Below are 24783 nucleotides of genomic sequence, written 5' to 3'. Positions count from 1 at the left end.
GGGCGCGTCACCGTTTTCCCGGTGAATGCATGGGGAGAGGAGGCCGGGTTCACCGGCGGCGGGCCTGCTCGGCGATGGCCGGGGCCGTCGACGCGTGATCGTCGACCGAGCGCCTCAGACGGCGCGGCGCTTGAGCTTGCGGCGCTCGCGCTCGGACAGACCGCCCCAGATGCCGAATCGCTCGTCGTTGCTCAGGGCGTACTCCAGGCACTCGCCACGGACGTCGCAGGAGGTGCAGATCCGCTTCGCGTCGCGGGTGGACCCGCCCTTCTCCGGGAAGAAGGCCTCAGGATCCGTCTGCGCGCACAGCGCCTCGCTCTGCCAGGCCAGCGTGTTGTCGTCGCCCTCGGTCGGACGACGGACGCCCGGAACCCCCAACTGGACCGGATCGACGAACCAGTCGTCGGGAACGTCTGAACGGTAAGCCGTCATGTCGCCCTCTCCCTCGTTTCCCCCCGGGTGCCCCGCGGGCCGCGTTGCACTACTAATTACACCCGTGTCATTCGCGTGGGTCAAGTCGCGGATCGTAAACCCTCAATCACCCGTTGAACGTTCTTCGGCGCGCTCGGCGTGTCGCCTCGGCGTGTCGGATAGCCGCGCAACGCCGGCCCTCCGGCTCCGGATCGGGTCCCGATGCGGTGCGCGCGATACTCTGAACCACGATGGCGCAGCACTCCCGACTCTCCACGGCACCTCCGCCGACAGCTCCGGCGCGCGAGTCCACGGGGCACCTCCTGCTGCGCGCGCACATCGTGCTGCTGGTGTTCTGCGTGTTCGCGCACACGGCCGTGTTCAACCTGCTCGGCGTCGATGGAGCCGCCGTCGTCCTGGGCGTACTGCTCCTGGGCACGCTCGGGCTGGCCGTGCCGAGGATCGCGCTGGCGCGCCCCGCACGCTTCCCCTGGCGCCGGATGCCGTGGGCCGCGCTCGGCTATCTCGTGTTCGCCCTGCTGTCGGTGCTCTGGTCGGGCTGGCCCTGGGCGACCCTGCTCACCTGGACGCTGCAGGCCTCGATCACGGTGGTCGCACTGTTCATCGCGTTCACCCTGAGCTGGCATGAGATCGCGCGAGCGCTCTCCAGCGCCCTCAAATGGGTGATCGGGCTGTCGCTGCTGCTCGAGCTCTGGGTCGCGCTCGTGCTGCGGCACCCGCTGCTCCCGTTCTTCTCCGACCTTCCCGCGGGCAAGCCGGATCCGCACTGGTACTGGGTGCGCGGCGACCTCTTCGACGGCGGCCGGCTGCAGGGCATCGTCGGCAACTCGAACACCCTCGGGATCCTGTGCGCCTTCGCCCTGGTGGTCTTCGGCCTGCTGTACGCGCAGGGCGCGCGGCGCCGGCCGGCGCTGCTCGTCTGGCTCGTCCTCGCGGCCTTCCTCTTCCTGCGCGCCGGATCCGCCACGGCGTTCGCGTCCCTGGGCGTCGGGGCACTGGTGCTCGGCGCCGCCCTGCTCATGCGCCGAACCAGGACGCCGGGGGGCCGCAGCCGGATGTACGCGCTGTTCGCCGGACTCGCCGTCGCCGGCGGGGCGGCCGCGTGGTTCGCGCGCGATGCGCTGTTCGGGGCGCTCGGCAAGTCGTCCGACCTCACCGGTCGCGTGGAGATCTGGCGCAAGGTGTGGGAGCGCGCCGTGCATCGTCCCGTGTTCGGAAACGGGTTCTCCTCGCCGTGGGTGCCGTGGGATCCGGCCTTCCACGACTGGATCATCGATCACCGCATCACCGTGTTCATGGCGCACAACATGTGGCTCGACGTGTTCCTGCAGCTGGGGGCCCTCGGCGTCGTGCTGATCGCCGTCGTGTTCTTCGCCTTCGCCTGGCGGGCCTGGTTCTTCGCGATCGACCGCCCGCGCTGGGACCTCGTCAAGGATCGCCCCTATGCGGCGCTCTCCCTGCTGCCGACCGTCCTCGTGGCGATGCTGCTCGTGCTCGGACTCGCCGAGTCGACGCCGATCATGCTGTGGGGCTGGCTGCTCGTGATCCTGCTGTCCTTCAAGCTGAAGATCTCGCCGTTCGTGGGATCCGGTCCGGGAGAGGGCGCGCCTCCGCAGTCGCGCCGGCAGACCGCATGACCACTCCGCGGCGACGCCTGGCGAGGCTACTCGCCTCCGTCGAGATGGCCCGCGCCTACACGACCTGCGCCCTGCTGGCCGTGTTCGGCTCCTTCGCGATCGGCGCGTTCACCTCCTCCGCCACCCGGAACACGATCATCGCCGTGCTCTGCGTGATCGGCGTCGGGATCCTCTGGGTGCGCCGCGACGAGCTCAGCCCGCTGCGCATCGCGCCGTCGACGCTCCTCGCGTTCCTCGCCTGGACGCTCGCCAGCGCGGTATGGTCCACGGCGTCGGCGGCGACGCTCAAGGCGTGGGCCGCGCTGGCCGGCTACGCGGTGATCGCCATCGTCGTCGGCCACATCAGGGACACCCTGCAGACCGTGCGGGCGCTCGGCGACGCGCTGCGGATCCTGCTCGCCGCGTCGCTGATCGCCGAGGTCATGAGCGGCATCCTCCTCGACATGCCGTTCCGGTTCCTCGGCATCCAGGGCGAACTGGCCCAGGGCGGCCCCATCCAGGGGCTCTTCGGAACCCGCAACATGCTGGGCCTCATCGCCGTGATCGCGGTGATCACCTTCGTCGTGGAGTGGCGTTCGCAGTCGCTCTCGGCTTCCGTGGCCGTCCCGTCCGTGGTCGTGGCGGGATTCCTGGCCCTGTTCTCCGCCTCTCCCACCGTGCTCGTGCTCGCAGCGGTGGTGGGCATCGCGGCCGTGGCGCTCGTGATGGTCCGCCAGGCGCCCCCGGCGAAGCGCCGGCCGCTGCAGTGGTCGATCGGCGGCGTCGTGCTGGCCGCCCTGATCGCCGTGGCCGTGTTCCGGCAGCGCATCGTCGTCCTGCTCGACGCCGGGAGCGACTTCAACACCCGGGTCGAACTGTGGACGACGCTTCTCGGCTATGCGCAGCAGCGCCCCGCTCAGGGCTGGGGCTGGTTCGGGCTGTGGAGCGATGATCTGTATCCGTTCAACAGCATCAACTACTTCACCAACGACCATCACGGCAGCGCCCTGAACGCGTTCCTCGACACCCTGCTTCAGGTGGGCGGCGGCGGTCTGCTGCTGTTCTGCCTGCTCGGCGGGATCGCCCTGGTGCGCTCGTGGCTGGTCGCGAGCGTGCGCCGCTCCGTCGTCTACGCCTGGGCGCCTCTCGTACTGGTGGCCCTGGCGATGGACTCGGTGTTCGAGAGCTTCACGCTGGTCGGCCCCGGGTGGTTCCTGCTCGTGCTGTGCGCCCTGCGCGCCGGTCAGTCGCGATCCTGGCGCGAGAACATCGACGCGGTCCAGACGAGCTCCACCCCGCTCCCGGATCGCTAGAGGGCGCCGCGGCGGCGGCCGGTGCGCGGCACGCGCAGTCGTTCGCAGGGTCGCCCGGGCATCCCCCGGTAGGCTGGAGGCCTCCCTCACCCCTCTCTGGAGCGACATCCGTGACCCCTGACCCGCAGAACGCCGCCGCCGGCTTCGATCCGGCCACCGCGACGATCGTCGTCGTCACCTACAACCGCTCGCATCTGCTGACGGGGCTGCTGGACAGCATCGTGCGGATGGACCCGAAGCCGGGACGCGTCGTCATCATCGACAACGCCTCCTCGGACGACACCACAGACGTCGTCGACTCCTTCCGCCCGCGGCTCGGCACCGAGATCGTGTACCGGCGCCTCGAGACCAACACCGGCGGATCCGGCGGGTTCAGCGAGGGCATGCGCACCGCGTACGAGCTCGGATCCGAATGGATCTGGATGATGGACGACGACGTCGAGGTGCTGCCCGACGGCCTCGCTCGGATGGGCGCCTGGGCTCCGCGCTTCAAGAGCATCCAAGGGCGGCGCTACGACTACGACGGCAGCGCCTTCTACTGGCAGTACCGGATCGCGGAGCGCATGGCGATCCCGATCCCGTTCGCGCCCGCCGGCTTCGACGCGACCGGCTTCAAGCCGATGAACAGCGGCTGCTTCGAGGGGATGTTCATCCACCGCTCGATCGTCAAGGAGATCGGCCTCCCCGATCCGCGCTTCTTCATCTACTGGGACGACCAGATGTACGGCTGGCTCGCATCGCGCAAGACGCAGGCCGTGATCGTGGACGAGTTCGTGCTGCGTCGCACCCGCGAGATCAAGCAGTGGGACATGGGCATCCGCCACATGAACGCGTCCAGCAACGCGTACCGCTACTACATCATGCGCAACCGCGCCTACCTGAAGCAGTACTACCGCCGCCACGAGGTCTACAACCCGGTGCTGTTCGGCCTCGGCACCACGATGACGTTCGCCAAGGAGCTCATCCGGCTGTTCTTCGTCGAGCGCACCGTGCGCGGCACGAGCAACCTGTTCCGAGGGCTCCGCGACGGCGGGAAGATCGGACGCGACCGCAGCTGGCGCCCCATGCCCGCACTGGAGGACTGAGGACAGATGAGCGAGCAGAAGCCCGAAGCCGTCTGGGTCTTCCCCGAGGAGCCGAAGAACCGCGGTGGGCGGATCGCGCTCGTCGTCGGACTCGTCGTAGCGGCGCTGGTCGCCGCGGGCGTCGTGGTGCTGTTCCTGATCCCGCACGGCGACGGCGCTCCTACGCCGACGCCGAGCCCCACGACGTCGGCGACGAGCACCCCGAAGCCGACGGTCTCCCCCACGTCCACGCCCACCACGGTCCCGACCGACCTGCCGACCGCGCCGGTCACGTCGCCGCCCCCGGTCCCCGACCCCTCGGTCGCTCAGTTCCGCGGCGTGGTGCAGCCTCGCCTGGACGACGCGTCGACCGGTCTGGACCTGGCTCAGAACCAGAGCGGCGACGCCGCGGTGCAGATCGTGGACTCGCTGCAGAACGATGCGCAGAACCTGGCGAGCCAGCCCGCTCCGTCCTCGATCTCCGCGGCGTGGAGCGACGGCGTCACGTCCTACTCCGCGAAGCTGCAGGCTCTGCGCGCGGCGTTCTCCGGAGGATCCGACGCATCCGCGGCTCTCGCCGACGCCCGTGCGGCGCTCGGACAGCTGCGGGCGCTCGTCGGGCTCTGATCGAGCCCGATCCCTCGATCGGCGGCTGCCCCCGTCAGCGCACCGCTGAGGTGCGGTCGGCGTCGGATCAGGAGTTGTCGGCGTTGTAGCGGTCGAGCACCTCGCCGATCGGGCCGTCCAGCACGAGCCCTCCCTTGTCGAGGTAGAGGCCCCGGGTGCAGAACCGACGCAGGTCCTTCTCGTTGTGCGACACGAAGAAGAGAGTGCGCCCCTCGGCGAGCAGTTCGTCGATGCGCCGGTAGCACTTGTCCCGGAACGCCTTGTCGCCCACGGCCAGCACCTCGTCGACGAGCAGGATCGGCTCGTCGAGCAGGGAGACCACGGAGAACGCGAGACGCACCTTCATCCCGTTCGAGAGGTGCTTGTACGGGGTGTCCTGGAACTTCGCGAGCTCCGCGAACGCGATCATCTCGTCGTAGCGCGCCGCCACCTCGGCCCGGCTCATCCCGTGCAGCCCCGCGGTGAGCCGCACGTTCTCGCGCACGGTCAGATCTCCCACGAACCCGCCGGTCAGCTCGATGAGCGGCGCGACGCCGCCGTTCACCCGCACGCGGCCCTCGTCGGGCAGCAGCACGCCCGCCACGAGCTTGAGCAGCGTCGACTTGCCTTGGCCGTTGCGGCCGACGACGCCGATCGCCTCGCCCTGGTGTACGGTGAACGACACCTCGCGCAGCGCCCAGAACTCCCCGGGCCGGTTGCGCCGTTTCGCTCCGGCGAAGAGATCCTTGAAGCTGCGTCGACCACGGCGGCCCAGCCGGAACCGCACTCCGAGCCCCTCGACGTCGATCGCCGGCTCCCGCTCGCCCATCACAGCTCCTTCAGGACGTCGCGCTCGAGCGAGCGGAAGGTGAACAGGCCGAGCCCCAGGAAGACGAGCGTCACGATCGCACCCACGAGCACGGGCTCGGTGTGCCACTGCCCCGGGAACAGCCCGACGCGGTACAGGGTGAAGATGCCGGAGAGCGGGTTCAGGGCCCCGATGAAGTGCAGCGGCCCCGGAAGGTCCTTGAAGCCGTAGATGATCGGCGAGACGTAGAACAGCGCGCGCAGGATGAGCGCCGTCGTCCGCTCCAGATCGGCCCAGAGCACGCAGAGCGGGGCCACGAGCAGGCCGAGCCCGACCAGCAGGAGCGTCTGCCAGATCATCGCCACGGGGAAGAGCAGCAGCGACCAGTTCGCCTTCGCGCCGGCGAACAGCGCGAACAGCACCAGGACGGGGATCGCGAACACGAACTCCAGGCCCTTGGTGAGGATCACCCGCAGGATCCAGATCGACCGCGGGATGGCCGTGGACCGGATCAGCCGGGCGTCCTTCTTGAAGGCGCGCGTGAACTCCCCCACCGAGGTGTTGAACCACACCCACGGCAGCAGGGCCGTGATGAGGAAGACGATGTAAGGCTGCTCGCCCACCGCACCGCGGTGGAAGACCTGCGTGAACACGAACCAGTAGATCGCGCTCATCACCAGCGGGTCGAGCACCGACCACAGGTAGCCGAGGATGCTCGTCGCGTAGCGCACGCGGAGGTCCCGGGCCGACAGCAGCCACAGCGAATGCAGATAGCGCCGAGGCGTGCCGGGGGCGGCGACCGTCGTGTGACTCACGGTTCCGAGTCTAGGCGGCAGGGCGTTGCTCACCTGTGCGAGGCGGTCAGGTAGTCGCCGAGCTGCCTGCTCAGCGCGGGAGCGAGCGACTTCACGAACGGGAAGCTGAGATGGTTGGTGTCGAGATAGACCGCCACGTGCCCCATCTCCGTCAGGCAGAGCCCGTTCGGCCAGATCCAGGGCGTGAAGTCGATCGGGGTGATCCGGTCGCCGAGGGCAAGGGCCGGGTTGTCCGCGGCGAGCGCGTTCTCGACCGGGAAGTCGCACGGCTCGTGCGAGATCGCGCACTCGTAGTAGTTCGAGACCGCGGATCGGGGGTTGTCCCGCACACCGAAGACCTTAATCCCCGCGGAGGTGAAGGCGTCGACCGTCTCCTCGGCGCCGTCGATGAGACGCTCGTCGGCGGAGTCGGGTGATGCCGCCGTCACGATCGTGAACACCGCGTCCGGCTTGAGGGAGAGCACCTTCTTGACCGCCTCGCGCTGCCAGGCATCGCAGTAGTCGGCCAGCTCCGTTCCCTCCTCGTGCGATTCCAGCGAGCACCAGGGCCTCATGAGCATCACGACGCCCCAGCCGCGCTCGTCCGCCACAGGACGCAGGGCACCGGAGAACTGGTTCGCATGGGAGTCGCCGATCACGACGACCAGGTGCTCCGCATTCGCGGCGTTCTCGGTCTGGGAGCAGCTCTCCTGCACGGTGGCCACCTTCGAAGCGAACCTTCCGGTGCAGGATCCGTCCAAGCGCGACCAGCGTTCCCGGTCGCCGGCCCCGGGCGCCGGGACGAGCGGGATCTGCCCGTCTTCCTTGGCGGTGTCGCCTCCCATGGCTCCCGTGTAGGTCTTCGCGTACTGCCGCTGCAGCTCTGCGTTGCGCACGTTGGTCCCGATCTGCCACGGGAGCAGCACGGCCGCGACCAGGGCGATGCAGAGGCCGATCACGCCGAGATTGCGCAGGACGGTTCCCCGCTCCCCCGCCGGCAGCCGCAGCGGGCGCTCCACGAAGAGCGTCACCAGGCGCGCGAGCACGAGCGAGACCACGATCACCAGGAGGCCCCCCGGAATCGACGTACGGGTCTCGTCGCGCCAGGTGAGCCACAGGATGAGCACCGGCCAGTGCACCAGGTAGAGCGCGTAGGCGTCACGGCCGAGTGCGAGGACCGGGCGGGTCGCCAGCAGACGGTCCGGGCCGAAGCTGCGGAGCTCGGGATGCTCGCCGCGCGGCCTGGTCCCCGCCACGATGACGAGCGCTGCCGAGACGATCGGCCAGAGCGCGAGATAGCCCGGGAAACCCCCCTGCACGTCGATGACCATTCCGCAGACGACGATCCCGATCAGACCGAGCCAGCCCAGCACGGCGCGGAGCACCCGTGGCACGCGCAGATGCGGCAGCGCGATCGCCAGCAGCGAGCCGGCCGCGAACTCCCAGAGCCGGGCCGACGTGTCGAAGTACGCGAACGTCTGGACCGTCTCCGTCTCGTAGACGGAGAAGGCCAGGGAACCCGCGAACACGACTCCGAAGAGCACGCTCATGACGGTCGCCGGCGACCGGCGGGTCCAGCGGACGAGGAGAGCGCCGAGCAGGAAGAGGAGGGCCCACAGCACGAAGACCTGACCCTGCACCGAGAGCGACCAGAAGTGCTGCAGCGGGGACGCGAGGGCCGCGTCGTGCGCGTAGTAGTCGACTCCGTCGAAGGCGAGCACCCAGTTCTGCACGTAGCCGAGGGAGGCCCACCCCTCCTTCCAGAGCTGAGGCCACATCGTCTCGGGCATCATGACCCAGCAGACGCCGAGCGTCGCGGCGAGGACGACCGCCGCGGCAGGCATCAGACGGCGGAACCGGCTGATCAGGAAGCGGCCGGCTTCGATGGGCCGGTCGGCCTGCATCCTGCGGAGGAACGATCCCGTGAGGAAGAACGCCGAGATCATCAGGAAGATGTCGACACCGCCGGACACCCGCCCGATCCACACGTGATAGATCACGACCAAGAGGATCGCCACGGCGCGGAGGCCGTCGATGTCGCGGCGGTAGGCGCCGCGGGTCTCCGACGTCTTCAGCGAACGCCGTGTCGTCGTGTCGATGGTCATGGGAGGAAGTCCTTCAACTGCTCGTCGAGCGCAGGCCCGAGAGTCGCCAGGAACTGCGCGCTGAGATGATTCATGTCGAGATAGACGGCGATGTGCCCGATCACCGTGTAACAGGTCCCGTCCGGACAGATCCAGGGCGTGAAGTCCATGAGCCTCATCCGATCCGCATACGGCAGGGCGGGGTTCTCCGCGGCGAGGACGTCCGCCACCGGGCGATCGCAGGGCAGGCGGTCCACCGCGCACGTGAAGAAGTTGGTCACGGCCGACCGCGGGCTGTCCCGGACGCCGACGACGGGGATGCCCGCCGCATCGAAGGTGTCGAGCACCACATCCAGTCCCGTCGCCACCTGCTCGTCGGGGCTGTCCGGGCTCGCGGCCGTCGCGAGCAGGAAGACCGCGTCGGGATGGATCTCCACCACGTGGTCGCGGGCGGCGCCCTGCCACTCGTCGCAGCGGGTATCGGTCCCCGGCTCGTTCTCGTCGAGCAGGCACCAGTCCCGGTAGACCAGGACCACGCCCCATCCCCGCTTCTTGGCGACGGCGTCGACCGCCGTTCCCAGCTGCTGGGCGTGCGAATTGCCCATGACCACGACCACGTGTTCCGCCGTCGCAGCATCGGAGGTCTGGCGACAGCTCTCCTGGACGACGTCGACGGAGGAGGCGAACCGGCCGGTGCAGGGCCCGTCCAGCCATGTCCACTTCTCCGGCTCCGGGGTGTTCACGCCGGGGATCACCGGCACGGGGTCGCTCTTCGGCGGTGTTCCCGCAGCACCCATCGCCCCGAGATAGACGTTCTTGTGCGCCCGCTGCTGCGCGACTGCCGTGCTCGTCGCGCCCCACTGCCAGGGGACGAGGACGGCCGCGACCAGAGCCACGCAGCCGGCGATCACGGCCGCGTTCCGCCAGGGCCCGCCGTTGCTGCCGGAGCGCAGGCGCAACGGGCGTTCCACGCAGATCGTGACCAGGCGCGCGAGCAGCAGCGAGGCCACGACGATGATCAGCCCCTCGAGCAGCGACGGCCTGGGCTCCTTGCGCACGGCGAGCCACAGCGTGAGCAGCGGCCAGTGCACGAGGTACAGCGCATAGGCATCGCGTCCGAGAGCGCGCACCGGCCGCAGGGTCAGGAACGCCCCGGCGCCGAGATCGCGCTGCTCCCCCGAGTCGCCGGGGGGCCGGGTTCCGCCCACGATGACGAGGACGGCTCCGAGAATGGGCCACAGCGCGAGGTAGCCGGGGAACCCGCCGCGCACGTCGAGCACCATCCCGCACACGACGATCGCGACCAGGCCGGTCCACCCCAGGACCGCGCGCAGCACTCGCCCCAGCCTCAGCTGCGGTAGCGCGATCGCGAGGAGCGAGCCCGCCGCGAACTCCCACAGCCGGGCACGCGTGTCGAAGTAGGCGAAGCTCTGCTGCGCGCTCGTCTCCACCACGGAGAAGGCGAGGGAGGCGACGAACACCAGACCGAACAGGACGGCCATCACAGCCCCGGGCCGCCCGGTCCGCCGGGCGATGAGGGCACCGAGCAGGAACAGCAGGGACCAGAGCACGAACGCCTGCCCCTGGATCGAGAGCGACCAGTAGTGCTGCAGCGGAGAGAGCAGCGTGCTGCCGCGGGCGTAGTAGTCGACCCCTTCTGCGCCGAGCACCCAGTTCTGCACGTACCCGAGGCTCGCCCAGCCTTGACGCCACAGCTGCGGCCAGCTCGTCTGCGAGAGCAGCAGCCAGGAGGCCAGCAGGGTCGCGGCGAGCACCACGGACGAGGCGGGCATGAGACGGCGGAAGCGGCCGAGCAGGAAGCCGCCGACCGCGAGGGGCGCGCCGGCCCGCATCCGCCGCAGGAACGAGCCGGTGAGGAAGAACGCCGAGATCATCAGGAACACGTCGACGCCGCCGGACACGCGGCCGATCCACACGTGATAGACCACGACCAGGAGGATCGCGACCGCGCGCAGCCCTTCGATGTCCTGGCGGTACGAGGGCGCGCCCGATCCGGCCCGGGCCCTGCTCGCGCGCCGGGTCTCCCGGTGGACCGTCATGCCAGCTGGTTGTTCCACATCGACAGGGCGGATCCGATGGCCATGTGCATGTCGAGGTACTGGTAGGTGCCCAGACGTCCGCCGAAGTGCACGTCGCGCTCGCCCTTGCCGAGCTCGCGGTACGCGAGAAGCCCCTCGCGGTCCGTCGACGTGTTCACCGGGTAGTACGGCTCGTCACCGCGCTCGGCGAATCGGGAGAACTCCCGCATGATCACGGTCTTGTCCGTCGGATATCGATCGGCGCGCTCGGGGTGGAAGTGGCGGAACTCGTGGATGCGCGTGTACGGCACCTCCGCGTCCGGATAGTTCATCACGCTCGTGCCCTGGAAATCGCCGATGTCCAGGACCTCCTGCTCGAGGTCGATCGTGCGCCAGCCCAGCTCTCCCTCGGCGTAGTCGAAGTAGCGATCCACCGGCCCGGTGTACACGATCGGCAGCTGCCCGACCGTCGCCTTCTTGTTCAGCGGCTGCGACTCGTCGAAGAAGTCGACGTTCAGCGCGACCTCGATGTTCGGGTGGTCGGCCATCCGCTCGAGCCACGCGGTGTAGCCGTCCGTGGGCAGCCCCTCCCACGTGTCGTTGAAGTAGCGGTTGTCGTAGTTGTAGCGCACCGGCAGGCGGCTGATGATCGACGCCGGCAGCTCCCGCGCATCGGTCTGCCACTGCTTCGCCGTGTAGTCGCGGATAAACGCCTCGAACAACGGTCGCCCGATCAGCGCGATCCCGCGCTCCTCCAGGTTCTTCGCCTCGTGCGCGTCGAACTCCCCCGCCTGCCCGGCGATGAGTGCCCTCGCCTCGTCGGGCGTGTAGGCCGCACGGAAGAACTGGTTGATCGTGCCGAGGTTGATCGGCAGCGGATAGACCTCGCCCTTGTGCGTCGAGTAGACGCGGTGCACATAGTTCGTGAACGTCGTGAACCGGTTGACGTACTCCCAGACCGTGGGATTGGAGGTGTGGAACAGGTGCGCCCCGTATCGATGCACCTCGATGCCGGTGAGCGGCTCGTCCTCGCTGTAAGCGTTGCCGCCGATGTGGTGACGGCGATCGATGACGGTGACCTTGCGGCCCGCGGCGGCGGCGCGCTCCGCGATGGTGAGGCCGAAGAAGCCCGACCCGACGATGAGGAGATCCATCAGAGCTCTCCGTCCGGCGTGGGATCCTGGGGGCGTTCCGGCGAGCGCAGCGCGATCTGCCGCGCGAGCTGGGTGATCTGCGCGTCCTGCGCGCGCCGGTGCCGCACGGCCGTGAGCGCGTTGCCCACGAAGACGACGATGAAGGCGTAGAGCAGCAGATCGGTGCCTCGCCCCACGCCGACGCTCAGCGCGAGGTCGTTGATGATGCCGGGGAACAGCACGGCGAAGACCGCCGCCACCAGCAGGAGCAGCAGGGTGATGGTGCGGATCGCCTGGTTGCGCGCGGATCCGCCCGGCCGCAGCAGGATGAGGCCGAAGATGACGAAGGCCCCGATGAGGAGGACCTTGATGATGATCTGATCGAACATGCGGGGTCCTACTTGATGAAGAGTTCGCTGAGGATGTTCACGGAGTTCCAGAGCGACTGCCCCTTCGACCGTGAATAGTCGGTGTAGACGATGTGCACGGGCTGCTCGGCGTAGCGGAGCTTGTGCTCGCCGATCTGCGCGACGATCTCGCTGGCGTGCGCCATCCGGTTCTGGCGGATCCGCAGTTTGCCCGCCGCCACGCGGTTGAACGCCCGGAGCCCGTTGTGGGCATCCGTGAGACGGACGCCCGTGCTCATGCGCTCGAAGAGCACGGCGAGCCGGAGGACGAACTTCTTCAGGGCGCTCGCGTTGGTACGGCCGTCCAGGAAGCGCGAGCCGACGATGATGTCGTAGGGCTCGGTGCGCAGGCGTTGCACCATCGCGACCACGTCGTCGACCTGGTGCTGGCCGTCCGAGTCGAAGGTGACGAAGTACTCGGCCCCGGGCTGGGCGCGAGCGAACTCGATCCCGGTCTGCAGCGCGGCCCCCTGCCCGAGGTTGATCGGGTGGCGAAGCACCACCGCGCCTCCGGCCAGGGCCTCTTCGGCCGAGCCGTCACTGCTGCCGTCGTCGATGCAGACGATGTTCGGGAAGGTGCGCCGGGCTTCGCGGACGACGTCCTGCACGACCGTCGCCTCGTTGTACAGCGGGACGATCAGCCACGTGTCGGCGTAGGGGGAGTTCATATGTGTGCGCATCGGAATCCCATCGATCATACCGGCCGTGCTCTCGCCGGCTTCTCAGCCCGCACACACCTCCGCCGGTCGGCGCGGGCCGCCGCTCCCCCGCCGCCGGCCGCCTTCCGCGGTCACCCCGTCCACACCTCGAACTCGGCGAGACCGACGTTGGCCGTGGCCGAGCTCACCGTCGTCGTGGTCAGCTTGACCCACGTCGCGGTGCGAGCCGGGAACGACACGGTCGTGGCGGAACCCGAGTTGTTCAGCGAACCGACCGCCACGCTCGACCCGTCGGAGAACGTCAGCGTCGCGCCGGTGATCTGATCGGAGCTGTTCGGCCGATCGTAGAGGACCACCTTCGACATGCTCTGGGGGCCGGACCAGGTCAGCTGGATCCAGCTGCCGGCCTTGCCGCCGGACGTCGCCCACTCCTTGCTCGAATCCGTCGGATAGCCCTGGGCCACGCCGTCGATCGCCTTCGCCGCCGTCTGCCCGGTCGTGGTGTTCTGCGAGGAGGCCGTGGCGGAGGCCTGGCGAGCGATGTTCGTCGGGGTGGGCGGCGCCTGCGACACGGTGACCGTGGTGGAGGCGGTCGCGGACAGGGAGCCGTTCGACACCGTCAGGGAGAAGACGTAGCTGCCCGCGGCGGCCGGGGTGAACGTCGGCTTCGCGTTGTTGGCGCCGACGAGGCCGACCGTCGGGCCGGACGTCTGCGTCCACGCGTAGGTGAGCGTGCGGCCATTCGGGTCGCTGGATCCGGATCCGTTGAGAGTGACCTGCGCACCGGTGAAGCCCTGCTGATCGGCCCCGGCGCTGGCGATGGGGGGAAGCACCGCCGGCGGGGTGGAGCTGAGGTACCCCCAGGCCTCGAACTCGGCCAGGCCCGCGCTGTAGGTGGTGCCGCTGACGCCGGTCACGGTGAGGCGCGCCCAGGTGACGACGCGCGCCGGGAACGTGACGGTCGTGGCGGTCCCGCTGTTGTTGAGCGCCCCGACCGCGACGCTCGAACCGTCGGAGAACGTCAGCGTCCCACCCGTGATCTGGTCGTCGCCGTTGGGCCGGTCATAGAGAATCGCCTTGGAGAGGGTCAGGGCCGAGCTCCAGTTCAGCTGGATCCAGCTGCCGGCCCTGCCGCCCGCGGTCGCCCACTCCTTGCTCGAGTCCGTCGGGTAGCCCTGCGCGACGCCGTCGATCGCCTTCCCCGCCGTCTGACCGCTCGCCGTGTTCTGGGACGAAGCCGTCGCCGCGGCGGATCGGGCGACGTTCGTGAGGACCGGGTCCGTCACGGTGACGGTCACGGTGTCCGTCGCGGAGAGGCCCCCGTCCGACACGGTGAGCGTGAAGGTGTAACTGCCCGCCGCGGTGGGCGTCAGCGTCGCCGACGACGTGCCCGCGCCGGTCAGCACCACCGGCGCGCCGGCGGTCTGCGCCCACGCGTACGTCAGGACGTCGCCGTCGGGATCGCTCGATCCGGTGCCGTCGAGGGTGAGGCGTGTTCCCGTGAGCCCCGTCTGCGCTCCCCCGGCCTTCGCCACGGGTGCCCGGTTCGCCGGGGTCACCGTGAGGGTCACGTCTGCGGTGCCGGTCAGCGCTCCGTCCGAGACCACGAGCCGGAACACATAGGTGCCCACGACCGTCGGCGTCACCGCGGCCTTCGCCTGCGCCGCAGCACCGAGCGCCACCCCGGGGCCCGAGACCTGGCTCCAGGCGTAGCTGAGGGCGGTCCCATCGGGGTCGGAGGAGCCGGAGCCGTCCAGCGTCACGGCGGTTCCGGCGGTCACCGTACGCGACGGCCCCGCGTTGGCCGTCGGAGGACGGTTGGCCTGCACGACGGTGACCGTGACGTCGGCGCTCGCCGACAGGTAGGCGTTGCGCACCGTCACGCGGAACGTGTACGAACCCGGGCTCGTCGGCGTGAACGTCGGCTTCACGTCGGCAGGGTCGGACAGCGCCACGGACGCACCGGCCGTCTGTTCCCAGGAGTAGGTGAGTGCGAGGTTCTGCGGATCCGAGGAGGCCGACGCGTCCAGGTGGACGAGCGTTCCGGTCGTCACGCTCTGCGCGCTCCCGGCATCCGCCGCAGGCGGCAGCGTTCCCGGAGGCGACACCGCGACGGTCACCTGGGAGGTGGATGCGAGCCCGCCGGGATCGGTCGCCGTCAGCGTGAACGCGAACACCCCCGGCGAGGACGCCACGAAGGACGACTGTGCGGCGTCCGTCGCGGCGAGGGCCATCGCCGGCGTCCCGCCGACCTGCGCCCAGGCGTATGTCAGGGAGTCTCCGTCGGGATCCGTCGCCGAGCCGCTGAGCGACACCGTGGCGCCGACGACGACCGACTGGCTCGGCCCGGCGGACGCACTCGGCGCGCGATTGGCGGGCAGCACGGTGATCGTCACCGATGCGCTGCTGGTCGCCGCTCCATCCGAGACGGTGAGGGCGAAGACGTAGCTCCCCTCGGCGGACGGAGTGAAGGTCGGCGCGGCCGTGGCCGGACCGGTCAGCGTCGTGCCGGGTCCGCCGGTCTGCGCCCAGGAGAAGCTCAGAGCCGTCCCGTCCGGATCGGCCGATCCCGCGCCGTTCAGCGTGACGAGCGTGCCGGCCTTGACCGTCTGGGGCGGTCCCGCGTCCGCGACCGGCAGGCCGTTCGCCGGGAGGACCGTGATCGTGACCTGCGACGCGGCACTGCCGACCGTGCCGTCGCTGACGGTGAGCGCGAAGACGTAGCTGCCCGCCGTGGCCGGCGTGAACGTCGGCTTGGCCGCGGTGGCGCTGCTCAACGTCACCGCAGGCCCCGAGACCTGCGACCACGCGTACGTGAGCGGATTGCCGTCGGGATCGCTGGACGCCATGCCGTCGAGCTGCACGGGGTTCCCCGCCGTCGTCGTCTGTGCGGGCCCCGCGTTCGCGATCGGAGCACGGTTCTGCGCCAGGACGGTGATGGTCACGGTGCCGGTGGCGCTGAGCGAGCCGTCGCCCACGGTCAGGGTGAACACGTACACCCCCGCGGTCGCGGGCACGAACGTGGGGCGTGCGGTGGTCGCACCGCTGAGCGACGTCGCCGGCCCGGAGGACTGCACCCACGAGTAGCTCGCGGTACGGCCGCTCTGCACGGTCGATGCGCTGCCGTCCAGGGTGACGGTGCTGCCGGCGGTGACCGTCTGGGCCGGGCCCGCGTTCGCCACCGGCGGCACGCCGTTCACGCCCCACGCCTCCAGCTCGGCGAGCCCGACGCTGGAGGTGCTCGACGACACCGCGGTGACGGTGAGACGCACGGTGGTGGTGGTGATCGCAGGGATGTCGACGGCGACCGCGCTGCCGTCGTTGGCGAGCGAGGGCACGGGGACGCTCGCGCCGTTCGAGAAGGTCAGCGTGCCCCCGGTGATCTGGTCATCGAGATTCGGCCGGTCGTACAGGACGACCTGACTGAGCGTCACGGGGTTCGGCCAGGTGAGCTGGATCCAGCTGCCCGTTTTGCCGCCGGACGTCGCCCACTCCTTGCTCGAATCCGTCGGATAGCCCTGCGCGACGCCGTCCACGGCCTTCGTGAGACCCTGCCCCGATGCCGTCGCCTGACTCGACCCGGTCACGACCGTGCCCGCCACCCGGGCGAGGTTCTGCTGGGAGGCGTCGCGGATCGTGACCGTCACGCTGTCCGACGCCGACGCGCCGCTCTTGCGGCCCACGAGAGTGAACACGTAGCGGCCGGGCGCGGTGGGCGTGAAGCCCGCCACCGCAGCGGTGGGGGTGCTGATGGTGACGGCGGGCCCGGAGGCCTGCGTCCACTGATAGGTGGTGGCGGAGGACGCGGACCCGTCCAGCGTCACCGCTGTGCCGGTCGTCCCGGTGCGGTCCGGACCGGCGTTGACCCGAAGGCCGCTCGTGTCCGCGTACTGCGTGGTGTCGTCGACGTACTGGCGCGCCCCCCAGTTCGACCATTCGGAGCCGGTCTTCCACTCGTCGTGGACGGCATAGGCGTTGAAGGCGGCGCGCTTGGCGGTGAGATCCGCACCGGAGACGTTGGCCGCTTTGTCCTGGGTCTGATATCCCGTGTAGCCGGTGATCCGACGCCCGGTGGTGAGCACCTGGTTGGCGTCGAAGGTCAGATAGGCGCTCGCATGATGGTCGGAATGATCGCCGTCGTCCCAGCCCCCGCCGTAATTCAGCGCGCGGATCTGCGTCGCGCCCTGTTGCGCGGCGAGGGAGGCGATGACCGTGACCAGCTCGTCGCGCGTGTAGCTCGCCGACCCGTCGATCGCGGAGATGCGCCCGATCTGCCCCGTCAGCAGCTTCTCCAGGCTCGCGTATCCGGTCGCGGAGAAGCCGGATCCGATCACCGCGCCGTCCGGCAGGTAGAGCGACACGATCGACACATTCGGCTTCGTGGCCAGCGTGCGACGGACGATGCTCTCCCCCGGCACACCGGCGTCCGACGTCGTCCAGGAGTTCGGCACGCCGAGCATCGTCGCGTACGCGGCCTCGGGGCCGATGGCGCGCTCGCGCGCGTACGACAGCCCGTGCCCGGAGTCGCCCGCGGTCACGTAGATCGTCTGCAGGCATGCACCGGCGGCCGCGTCGTGCAGCACGTCGGGATTCTGGAACAGCAGATCGTCGTCTTGATGTGCGACCACCTGCGTCGCTCCCCCCACACAGGGCGCCGCCCATGCTGCGGAGGGCTCGACGAGCATCGTCGCGACAGCCCCAAGGAGTACACCCCAGATCCCCAGGGCGTGCGTGTACGCACGCCGAACAGCCATACTTCGCCCCAGATTCCCCAAGAGACTCCATCTGAGAGGGTTCCCATACCACTCTCAGAAGCGGGAGTCGCCGCCAGTATAGGCCGTTCCGGCGGTCGCGCGCGACCGCCGGAACGGTTCAACGGAAGTTCGCGTCGATCCAGGCGATCCGGTCCGAGAGCCAGGCGCGCAGGGCGTTCGCATCCGTGCTGTACGAGCCCAGACCCCACAGCGCGTGATCCGCATCTGCCGACGCCTTCAACGCCGGCTGCTGGACGCCCAGCCACGCCGTCGCATCCTTCAGCTGCGGCGACACCTGCTGCCAGCGAGCCTTCGCCGCGGCCTTGAACTCAGGGTCCTGGAACAGCCGGTTCATCCACGTCACGGAGGCCTGCCGCGGAGCGTCGTTGGAGTCCCGCATCCACCATCCCGAGGTGGACGCCTGGCCCGCGCCGTAGTCGGCGTTCCCCTGGCCCGTGTCGAAGTCCCAGAGCGGGCCGTGGTAGAGCTTGCCGACCGTCGTGGTCCCGTCCGGGTTCAGCACGTCGCGAGCCTTGTACATCCAGGCGCTCGACCGGTAGTTCGCACCGTAGTTCTTGGTGACCTCGTTGACGATCCAGAAGTCGATCGCCGAGGACTCGTCGATGTACTTGCGCCAGCCGTTGTCCGGATCCAGCCACGTCGCATCGTCGAAGAGCACCCTGTCGGCCTCGTCCATCCAGTCCGCGATGTACTGCTCCTGCGCCGGGGTGATCTCGCCCGCGGCCGCATCGGGCTCCTTCAGGTAGAGGCCGCCGCGGTCCGTGGTGATGTCGGGCGGTTCGACGCCCGCGTCCCCGGCCTGCCCGTGGTTCCACTCCATCAGGTAGCCGCCGGTCACTTCGGGCGCCGCGTCCTGTGCTCCCGGAGCGGAAGGATCGATCTTCAGCTCGTCGATGTCGACCCGGGTGGCGCCGATCGTGATCCGCTCGGCGAGCAGATACTGGCCCTTGTAGCTTCCGTTCAGGTAGAGGTCTACCGGATGCGTCCGCGGCGTCCAGGCGAGCCCGTCCAACTGCGACCCCATCTGCAGGGCGACCATGTTCCGCATGAGCGACACGTCTTCATAGTTCGCCAGCAGCGCCCACTTCTTGCCCGCGGGGATGCCGCAGAGCGCCGTCTTCTTGTCCGTCGAGAACTTGTACGGCCGCTTCGGCAGATTCCAGGTCGAGTTGCCGCGGCCGGCTGCCTTGACCTTGGTGTCCCGCGGCACCGCGGTGCAGGCCGGCCAGTTGCCGGAGCCGGGCACCAGCTGGATCGCGCCCTCGTGGTCGGTGTCCCGGTCGCTGATGGCGGCGCTCTCGTTGGTGTCGAGGTACAGCGCCGGCAACCCGAGATTCTTGTTGGGACGCACCGCCGCGTAGGGGACCGTGTTCGTCGGGCTGTCGATCCCGCCCGACGAGACCACTGCCCGGTACTGATGGGTCACCTCATAGGGATCCGCCACCGTGACCGTGCCCGCCCCGGAGGAGTTCAGGACCACCGTCCCGAGGGCCTTCCAGCTCGACGTCGGGTTCTCCGTCGTCATGGTGGTGGCGATGGTCTGCACCTGCAGCGTCGCCGTCTTGCCGGCGAACGCGGAGCCGTAGCCGATCGCGAACGAGCCTGCCGCACCGGCATCGGTCGCGGTGACCGTCGCCGGCGGACTCACCGTCACGACGACCGTCCCCGACGCGCTCTGGCCCCCGGGATCGCGCACCGTGAGCCGGAACGTCAGCGGGGTCACCGCGGTCACGGCGGGGGCGTCGAACGTCGAGATCGCGGTCGTCGCACCGCTCAACGTCACGGGAGTCCCGGCCGTCTGCGCCCACTCGTAGGTGAGAGCCCCGCCCTCGGGATCCCGCGACGCCGAGCCGTTCAGCGTCACGCCCGTCTGCGCGGAGGCCACGGTCTGTGCGGTGCCGGCGTTCACGACCGGAGGGAGGTCGACGGGGCCCGCCGCGTTGCCCCACGCCTCGAACTCCGCCAGGCCCACGTTGTGCGTGGTCGCGGAGACCTTGTCGACGGTCAGCCGCACCCAGGTCACCGTGCGCGCCGGGAACGTCACCGGAACCCCCGCGGCCGATCCCGCGCTGCCGCTGGTGTTGGTCAGGGCGCCCACGGCGACGGACGAGCCGTCGGAGAAGGTGAGCGTCCCCCCGGTGATCTGATCGTCGCTGTTCGGCCGGTCGTAGAGCACGACCTTGCCGAGCGAGACGGGTGCGGGCCAGGCGAGCTGGATCCAGCTGCCTGCCTTGCCGCCCTTCGTGGCCCACTCCTTCGTCGAGTCGGCCGGGTACCCCTGCGCGACGCCGTCCACGGCCTTCGCCGCCTGCTGGTTCGTCGCGACGTTGTCCGATGACGCCGTCACCGCCGACTGCCCGGCCAGGTTCAGCGGCACGACGGGCGCGTCGGTGACGGTGATCCTGACCTGGTCGGCCGGGGAGACCGCGCCCTTGTCATCCGTCACGACCAGTCCGAAGACATACGCGCCGACCGCGGTCGGCGTGAACGTCGGCTTGGCCGCGGAGGTGCTGGACAGTGACGCCACGGGTCCGGACACCTGGGCCCAGGCGTACGCCGCGATCGTGCCGTCGGGGTCGGCGGATGCCGCGCCGGTCAGAGTCACAGAGCTGTTGACGCTCACCGTCTGGTCCGGGCCGGCATCCGCCTTGGGCGGCTGGTTCGGCGGCGGCGGGGTCACCGTCACCGTGACGGTGGCCTTGCTCGAGGAAGCTCCCGCGTTGTCCGTCACGACCAGGCCGAACACATAGGTGCCGGCCACCGCGGGCGTGAACGACGGGCTCGCCGTGTTCGCGAGCGACACCGAGGAACCGCTCGGCTGCGATTCGACCGTCCAGGTGTACGACGCGACCGAGCCGTCCGGATCCTTCGACTTCGAGCCGTCGAGCTTCGTCGACTTTCCGACGACGCTCGAGAAGGAGGCTCCGGCGTCCGCCGTGGGCTTCTGGTTCTCCGCCGGCGCTTCGGTGCCGAACACCTCGATCTCGGCGAGGCCGGCGTTGTAGGTCGTCGAGGCGACAGAGGTGACCGTGAACGTCACCTTGGTGATCCTCTTCGGCGTGCTGAAGGATGCCGCGGTGACCGCGGTGCCGTTGTTCGTGAGGGAGCCCACGGCGGCGGTGGAGCCGTCGTCGAAGGTGAACGTCCCGCCGGTGATCCGGTCGTCGAGGTTGGGGCGATCGTACAGCCGGATCTGGTCGACGAAGACCGCAGCGGGCCAGGTCAGCGTGATCGCCGTCCCGGACTTGCCGCCCACGCTCGCCCACTCCTTCGTGGCGTCGACCGGGTACCCCTGAGCGACCCCGTCCACGGCCTTGGCCGCCGTCTGGCTCGTCGCCGTGTTCTGCGAGGTCGCGGTGACCGTCGCCTTCGATGCGAGGTTCACGCTCGCGGCGGCGGCCGGCAGCGCCTGCACCCCGGTCAGCAGCAGAGCCGCGACGACACCCGCCCCGGCGATCCTCGATCCGCGTGCTCGGCTCCCGATCACGTCTGTCCCCTTTCTCAGCCGCGGGTCCCCGCCCGCGGCGCTTCCGCGGCGGCGGTCAGATCCTCCTGACCGCCGCCGCGATCGTCATCGCAACTGGGAGTCCATCCAGCTCGTCCGTCCTGCGATCCACGTCTTCAGGTAGGCGACCTCGTTCGAGAAGCCGCCCTTGATGACCTGCACGTCCTCCAGCCGCTGGTTCGGGTCCCAGATCGAGAAGTTCGCCGCGGCCGACTTGCCGATCAGGGCCGCCTGCTGGTCGACCGAGGCCGGGAGGCCGTCGAACACGGGCTTCAGCTGCTGCCAGCGGGCCTTCACCGCCGCACGGAACGAGGAGTCCTCGTTCAGCCGGTCGAACCAGGTCTTGCCCGACTGCACCGTCTGCTTCGCATAGGTTTCCGTCTGGTCGCGCAGGTACCAGCCGGAGGTGGAGCCCTGTCCCCCTTCGTAGGCGGCATCGCCCAGGCTGGTGTCGTAGTCCCAGGCGGGCCCGAGGAAGAGCTTGCCGGGGCCGGCGTCCGAGTCCCGTGTCTTGTACATGTAGACCGACGTGTACATGTTCGAGTCGAGGTTCTTCGTGTACTCCTGGATCAGGTAGTAATCGACCGCGGAGGCCTCGTCGATGTACTTCCGCCAGCCGTTGACCGGATCGGCGAAGCCTGACGAGAACAGGGCGGAGTTCGCGCTGTTCAGGTAGCCGGAGATGTAGCTCTTCTGAGCCGTCGTCACCCCGGTCCCGTCGGTCTCGTTCTGCGGCGAGGCCAGCGAGACCAGCGCCTGATCCGGGCCCACCGTGACCACGGCATCGCCCGCGGCGGGATCCGCCCGGTAGTCCCACTCCAGCAGGTAGCCGCCGGAGAGGTTCGGCTGCACGTCGTTCGCGCCGGTCTGGTTGTCCTTCAGCTCGTCGATGTCGACGCGGCTGCTGTCCACCTCGACGCGCTCGATCAGGTTGTAGGCGCCGACGTACGATCCGTTGACGTACAGGTCGACGGGGACGAGGTGCGGGGTCCACGCCAGACCGCTCAGCTGCTGCCCCAGGTTCAGGCTGATCGTCGTGCGCAGCAGCGAGCGATCGTAGTGGTTCGCCAGCAGCGCCCACTTCTTGCTCTTCGCCATGCCGCACAGCGACGCCTTCGAACCGAGGTTGACCTTGTACGGCTTCTTGTCGAGCGTCCAGGTGTAGTTGCCGCGGCCGGACGTCTTGACGATCGACTCGCCGGTGCCGGTGGTGCAGCTGCTCGTCCCTGCCACGATCGTCATCGTGCCCTCGCGGTCGACGTCCTTCGAGTCGATCGCCGCGCCCTCGTTCGTGTTGAGGTAGACCGTCGCGAGCCCGGTGTTCTTGTTCTGCTTCGGCGCGGCGTAGGTGATCACGTTCGTGGGGTTGTCCGTCCCCGAGACGGTGACCACGGCCCGATAGGAGTGCGTGGCGCCGTAGGGCTTGGCCACCGTGACCTTGCCCGCACCGGAGCCGTCGAGTTTGACCGTTCCGACCGCTTTCCAGACGCTGGCCGGATTCTCCGTGGTGAGCGTCGTGGCGATGGTCTGCACCTGCAGGGTCGCAGTCCTCCCCGCGAACGAGGGGTCGTAGGTGATCGTGAAGGATCCCGACGTCCCGGAGTCGGCTGCCACGATCGTCGCGGGAGCCGTCACCGTGATCGTGACGGCGGCCGATGCGGTCGCACCCCCGGAGTCTGTCACCGTGAGCTGGAACGCCAGCGCCGTCGTCTGCGCGACCTGCGGCGCGGTGAAGGTCGGGGCCGCCGCCGTCGCATCCGAGAGCGCGACGGCGGGTCCCGCCGTCTGCGCCCAGGCGAAGCCGGCGATCGTGCCCTCCAGGTCGGAGGACCCTCGCCCGTCGAGGGTCACCGGGGAGCCGGCCGCGACCGTCTGCGACGCGCCCGCGTTCGCGGTCGGCGGCCAGTTCCCCGACCCCGCCGGAGAGCCCCACACCTCGATCTCGGCGAGGCCGACGTTGACGGTGCTCGCCGAGACGGCGGTCGCGGTGAAGCGCACCGACGTGACCGCGCGAGCGGGGAAGGACACGGTGACGCCGGCGCCGGAGTTCGTCAGCGCGCCCACCGGTACCGACGATCCGTCGGAGAAGGTGAGGGTGCCGGCGGTCGCCTGATCGCTGGTGTTCGGCCGATCGTAGAGCACGACCTTCGTCAGCACGACCGGCGTGCCGTAGCCGATCTCGAGCCAGGATCCGCCGCGGCCGCCCGCGGTCACCCACTCCTTGGTGTAGTCGGCCGGATAGCCCTGCGCCACCCCGTCGACGGCCTTCGCCGCAGTCTGGCCTGTGGCGGTGTTCTGCGACGAGGCGGTCGCGCTCCCCTTCGCCGCGATGTTCGCGACGACGATCGGGGCATCGACCGCGGTCACCGTGACCGTGACCGGCGCCGAGGCCGTGCCCTTGTCATCGGTGACGACGAGGGAGAACACATAGCCGCCCGTCTCGGTCGGAGTGAAGGTCGGCTTGGCCGTTCCCGCGCCGGTGAGCGCCACGGCAGGACCGGACGTCTGCGTCCACGACCAGGAGACGACGGTTCCGTCGGGATCGGTCGACCTCGAGCCGTCGAGCGTGACGGTCGTCTTGATCGGAGCGGAGAAGGCCGCCCCGGGATCGGCGACCGGCGGCTGGTTCGGCGCGGGAGGGGTCACGGTGATCGTCACCGTCGCCGGCGACGAGGAAGCCCCCCGATCGTCCGTGACGACGAGCCGGAACACGTAGGTTCCCGCCGCACTCGGCGTGAACGACGGCGTCGCGATGTTCGGGTTGCTCAGAGTGACCGAGGCGCCCGAGGTCTGCGTCCAGGTGTACGCCTTCACCTGGCCGTCCGAGTCCGCCGACTTCGTCCCGTCGAGGGTGACCGAGGTGCCGACCGGCACGGAACGGTTCGACCCGGCGTTGGCGGTCGGCGGCTGGTTCGGCCCCGGCTGCGTCGAGCCGAAGGCCTCGAACTCCGCGAGCCCCACGTTGAAGGTGGTCGAGGCCACGGACGTCACGGTCAGCTTCGCCCAGGTGACCGTGCGCGCCGTGAAGGTGATCGTCACGCCGGCGCCGGAGTTGGTCAGCGATCCGACCGGCACCGAGGATCCGTCCGAGAAGGTCAGGGTCGCCCCGGTGATCCGGTCATCGGCGTTCGGCCGGTCGTAGAGCACCACCTTGTTGAGCGACACCGCCTGCGCCCACGTCAGCTGGATCCAGGATCCGGACTTCCCGCCGACCGTCGACCACTCCTTGGAGGAGTCCGCGGGATACCCCGACGGCACGCCGTCGATCGCCTTCGCCGCCGTCTGGCCCGTCCCCGTGTTCTGCGAGGAGGCGGTGACCGCTGCGGAGGGGGCGAGGTTCGAGTCGGCCGCCTGCGCAGCACCGGCGCCGAGCACCGAAATGAGGAGTGCGAGCGCCGTGGCGCACGCGAGAATCCAGATCCGCGGGGCCGTTCCCGGCCTTTCGGCGACTCGCGCCCCAGCGCTTCTAGTCGACATACCTGATGATCTCCCCTGCGAAATCCATGCGTGCCCCCAGAATCACACACGCGATGACAAATCGTTGCACG

15 protein-coding genes are annotated in these 24783 nt (G+C 69.6%); 4 read left to right on the top strand and 11 right to left on the bottom strand.

All coding sequences use genetic code 11. The annotated features are described in order from the left end of the window. Positions 1–114: 114 nt before the first annotated feature. The gene (locus tag WFJ17_RS05320) at positions 115–432 is read right to left on the bottom strand and encodes a WhiB family transcriptional regulator (RefSeq protein WP_251445020.1); all 318 of its coding nucleotides are present in this window, start codon (positions 430–432) and stop codon (positions 115–117) included. Positions 433–662: 230 nt separating this feature from the next. On the opposite strand from WFJ17_RS05320, the gene WFJ17_RS05315 reads away from it, so the two are divergent. The 4 genes from WFJ17_RS05315 (at position 663) to WFJ17_RS05300 (ending at position 5052) form a co-directional block, all read left to right on the top strand. Beyond that, a complete protein-coding gene (locus tag WFJ17_RS05315) occupies positions 663–2069 on the top strand; it encodes an O-antigen ligase family protein (RefSeq protein WP_336647861.1) in 1407 nt (468 codons plus the stop codon). After that, positions 2066–3361 carry an O-antigen ligase family protein gene (locus WFJ17_RS05310; protein ID WP_251445025.1) on the top strand — a complete coding sequence of 432 codons (1296 nt, stop codon included), beginning with the start codon at positions 2066–2068 and terminating at the stop codon, positions 3359–3361. Before WFJ17_RS05315 ends, WFJ17_RS05310 begins: the two co-directional genes overlap by 4 nt. Before the next feature lie 110 nt (positions 3362–3471). After that, the gene (locus WFJ17_RS05305) at positions 3472–4446 is read left to right on the top strand and encodes a glycosyltransferase family 2 protein (RefSeq protein WP_251445029.1); all 975 of its coding nucleotides are present in this window, start codon (positions 3472–3474) and stop codon (positions 4444–4446) included. A gap of 6 nt (positions 4447–4452) precedes the next feature. Further along, entirely contained in the window at positions 4453–5052 is a 600-nt protein-coding gene (locus WFJ17_RS05300; RefSeq protein ID WP_251445033.1) for a hypothetical protein, read from the top strand. 67 nt (positions 5053–5119) lie between these two features. On the opposite strand, the gene WFJ17_RS05295 is transcribed toward WFJ17_RS05300, so the two are convergent. The 10 genes from WFJ17_RS05295 to WFJ17_RS05250 form a co-directional block, all read right to left on the bottom strand. Continuing rightward, positions 5120–5860, bottom strand: coding sequence for an ABC transporter ATP-binding protein (locus WFJ17_RS05295; RefSeq protein ID WP_251445036.1), 741 nt, complete (start codon positions 5858–5860; stop codon positions 5120–5122). Beyond that, positions 5860–6654 (bottom strand): ABC transporter permease, encoded by a 795-nt coding sequence (locus tag WFJ17_RS05290; protein ID WP_251445039.1) that lies wholly within the window; start codon positions 6652–6654, stop codon positions 5860–5862. Before WFJ17_RS05290 ends, WFJ17_RS05295 begins: the two co-directional genes overlap by 1 nt. A 29-nt stretch (positions 6655–6683) precedes the next feature. Beyond that, positions 6684–8738, bottom strand: a complete 2055-nt coding sequence (locus WFJ17_RS05285; protein ID WP_336647860.1) for an acyltransferase family protein — start codon at positions 8736–8738, stop codon at positions 6684–6686. Further along, on the bottom strand, positions 8735–10777 hold the full coding sequence (locus WFJ17_RS05280) for an acyltransferase family protein (protein ID WP_336647859.1): 2043 nt from the start codon (positions 10775–10777) through the stop codon (positions 8735–8737). Before WFJ17_RS05280 ends, WFJ17_RS05285 begins: the two co-directional genes overlap by 4 nt. Further along, positions 10774–11910 (bottom strand): UDP-galactopyranose mutase, encoded by a 1137-nt coding sequence (gene glf, locus WFJ17_RS05275; protein WP_251445048.1) that lies wholly within the window; start codon positions 11908–11910, stop codon positions 10774–10776. The genes WFJ17_RS05280 and glf overlap by 4 nt, the downstream gene beginning before the upstream one ends. Next, positions 11910–12278 carry a DUF2304 domain-containing protein gene (locus tag WFJ17_RS05270; RefSeq protein ID WP_251445051.1) on the bottom strand — a complete coding sequence of 123 codons (369 nt, stop codon included), beginning with the start codon at positions 12276–12278 and terminating at the stop codon, positions 11910–11912. Before WFJ17_RS05270 ends, glf begins: the two co-directional genes overlap by 1 nt. 8 nt (positions 12279–12286) lie before the next feature. After that, a complete protein-coding gene (locus WFJ17_RS05265; protein WP_251445054.1) occupies positions 12287–12964 on the bottom strand; it encodes a glycosyltransferase family 2 protein in 678 nt (225 codons plus the stop codon). Between the two features lie 122 nt (positions 12965–13086). After that, the gene (locus WFJ17_RS05260) at positions 13087–17583 is read right to left on the bottom strand and encodes a DUF7402 domain-containing protein (protein ID WP_336647858.1); all 4497 of its coding nucleotides are present in this window, start codon (positions 17581–17583) and stop codon (positions 13087–13089) included. 244 nt (positions 17584–17827) lie between these two features. Further along, positions 17828–21217: a DUF7402 domain-containing protein gene (locus WFJ17_RS05255; RefSeq protein WP_336647857.1), complete on the bottom strand. Its 3390-nt coding sequence runs from the start codon at positions 21215–21217 to the stop codon at positions 17828–17830. 84 nt (positions 21218–21301) lie between these two features. Beyond that, complete coding sequence (locus WFJ17_RS05250; protein WP_336647856.1) at positions 21302–24610, bottom strand: DUF7402 domain-containing protein; 3309 nt, start codon at positions 24608–24610, stop codon at positions 21302–21304. Positions 24611–24783 lie beyond the last annotated feature (173 nt).

The organism is Microbacterium sp. MMO-10, assembly GCF_037148715.1.
Taxonomy (GTDB): Bacteria; Actinomycetota; Actinomycetes; order Actinomycetales; family Microbacteriaceae; genus Microbacterium.
This window is presented reverse-complemented; position numbering and strand designations above follow the sequence as displayed.

Coding starts and splice junctions, on each gene's coding strand:
- WFJ17_RS05280 (WP_336647859.1), bottom strand. CDS start 10,777: ATGACGGTCCACCGGGAGACCCGGCGCGCGAGCAGGGCCCGGGCCGGA.
- WFJ17_RS05270 (WP_251445051.1), bottom strand. CDS start 12,278: ATGTTCGATCAGATCATCATCAAGGTCCTCCTCATCGGGGCCTTCGTC.
- WFJ17_RS05320 (WP_251445020.1), bottom strand. CDS start 432: ATGACGGCTTACCGTTCAGACGTTCCCGACGACTGGTTCGTCGATCCG.
- WFJ17_RS05310 (WP_251445025.1), top strand. CDS start 2,066: ATGACCACTCCGCGGCGACGCCTGGCGAGGCTACTCGCCTCCGTCGAG.
- WFJ17_RS05300 (WP_251445033.1), top strand. CDS start 4,453: ATGAGCGAGCAGAAGCCCGAAGCCGTCTGGGTCTTCCCCGAGGAGCCG.
- WFJ17_RS05315 (WP_336647861.1), top strand. CDS start 663: ATGGCGCAGCACTCCCGACTCTCCACGGCACCTCCGCCGACAGCTCCG.
- glf (WP_251445048.1), bottom strand. CDS start 11,910: ATGGATCTCCTCATCGTCGGGTCGGGCTTCTTCGGCCTCACCATCGCG.
- WFJ17_RS05265 (WP_251445054.1), bottom strand. CDS start 12,964: ATGAACTCCCCCTACGCCGACACGTGGCTGATCGTCCCGCTGTACAAC.
- WFJ17_RS05295 (WP_251445036.1), bottom strand. CDS start 5,860: ATGGGCGAGCGGGAGCCGGCGATCGACGTCGAGGGGCTCGGAGTGCGG.
- WFJ17_RS05285 (WP_336647860.1), bottom strand. CDS start 8,738: ATGACCATCGACACGACGACACGGCGTTCGCTGAAGACGTCGGAGACC.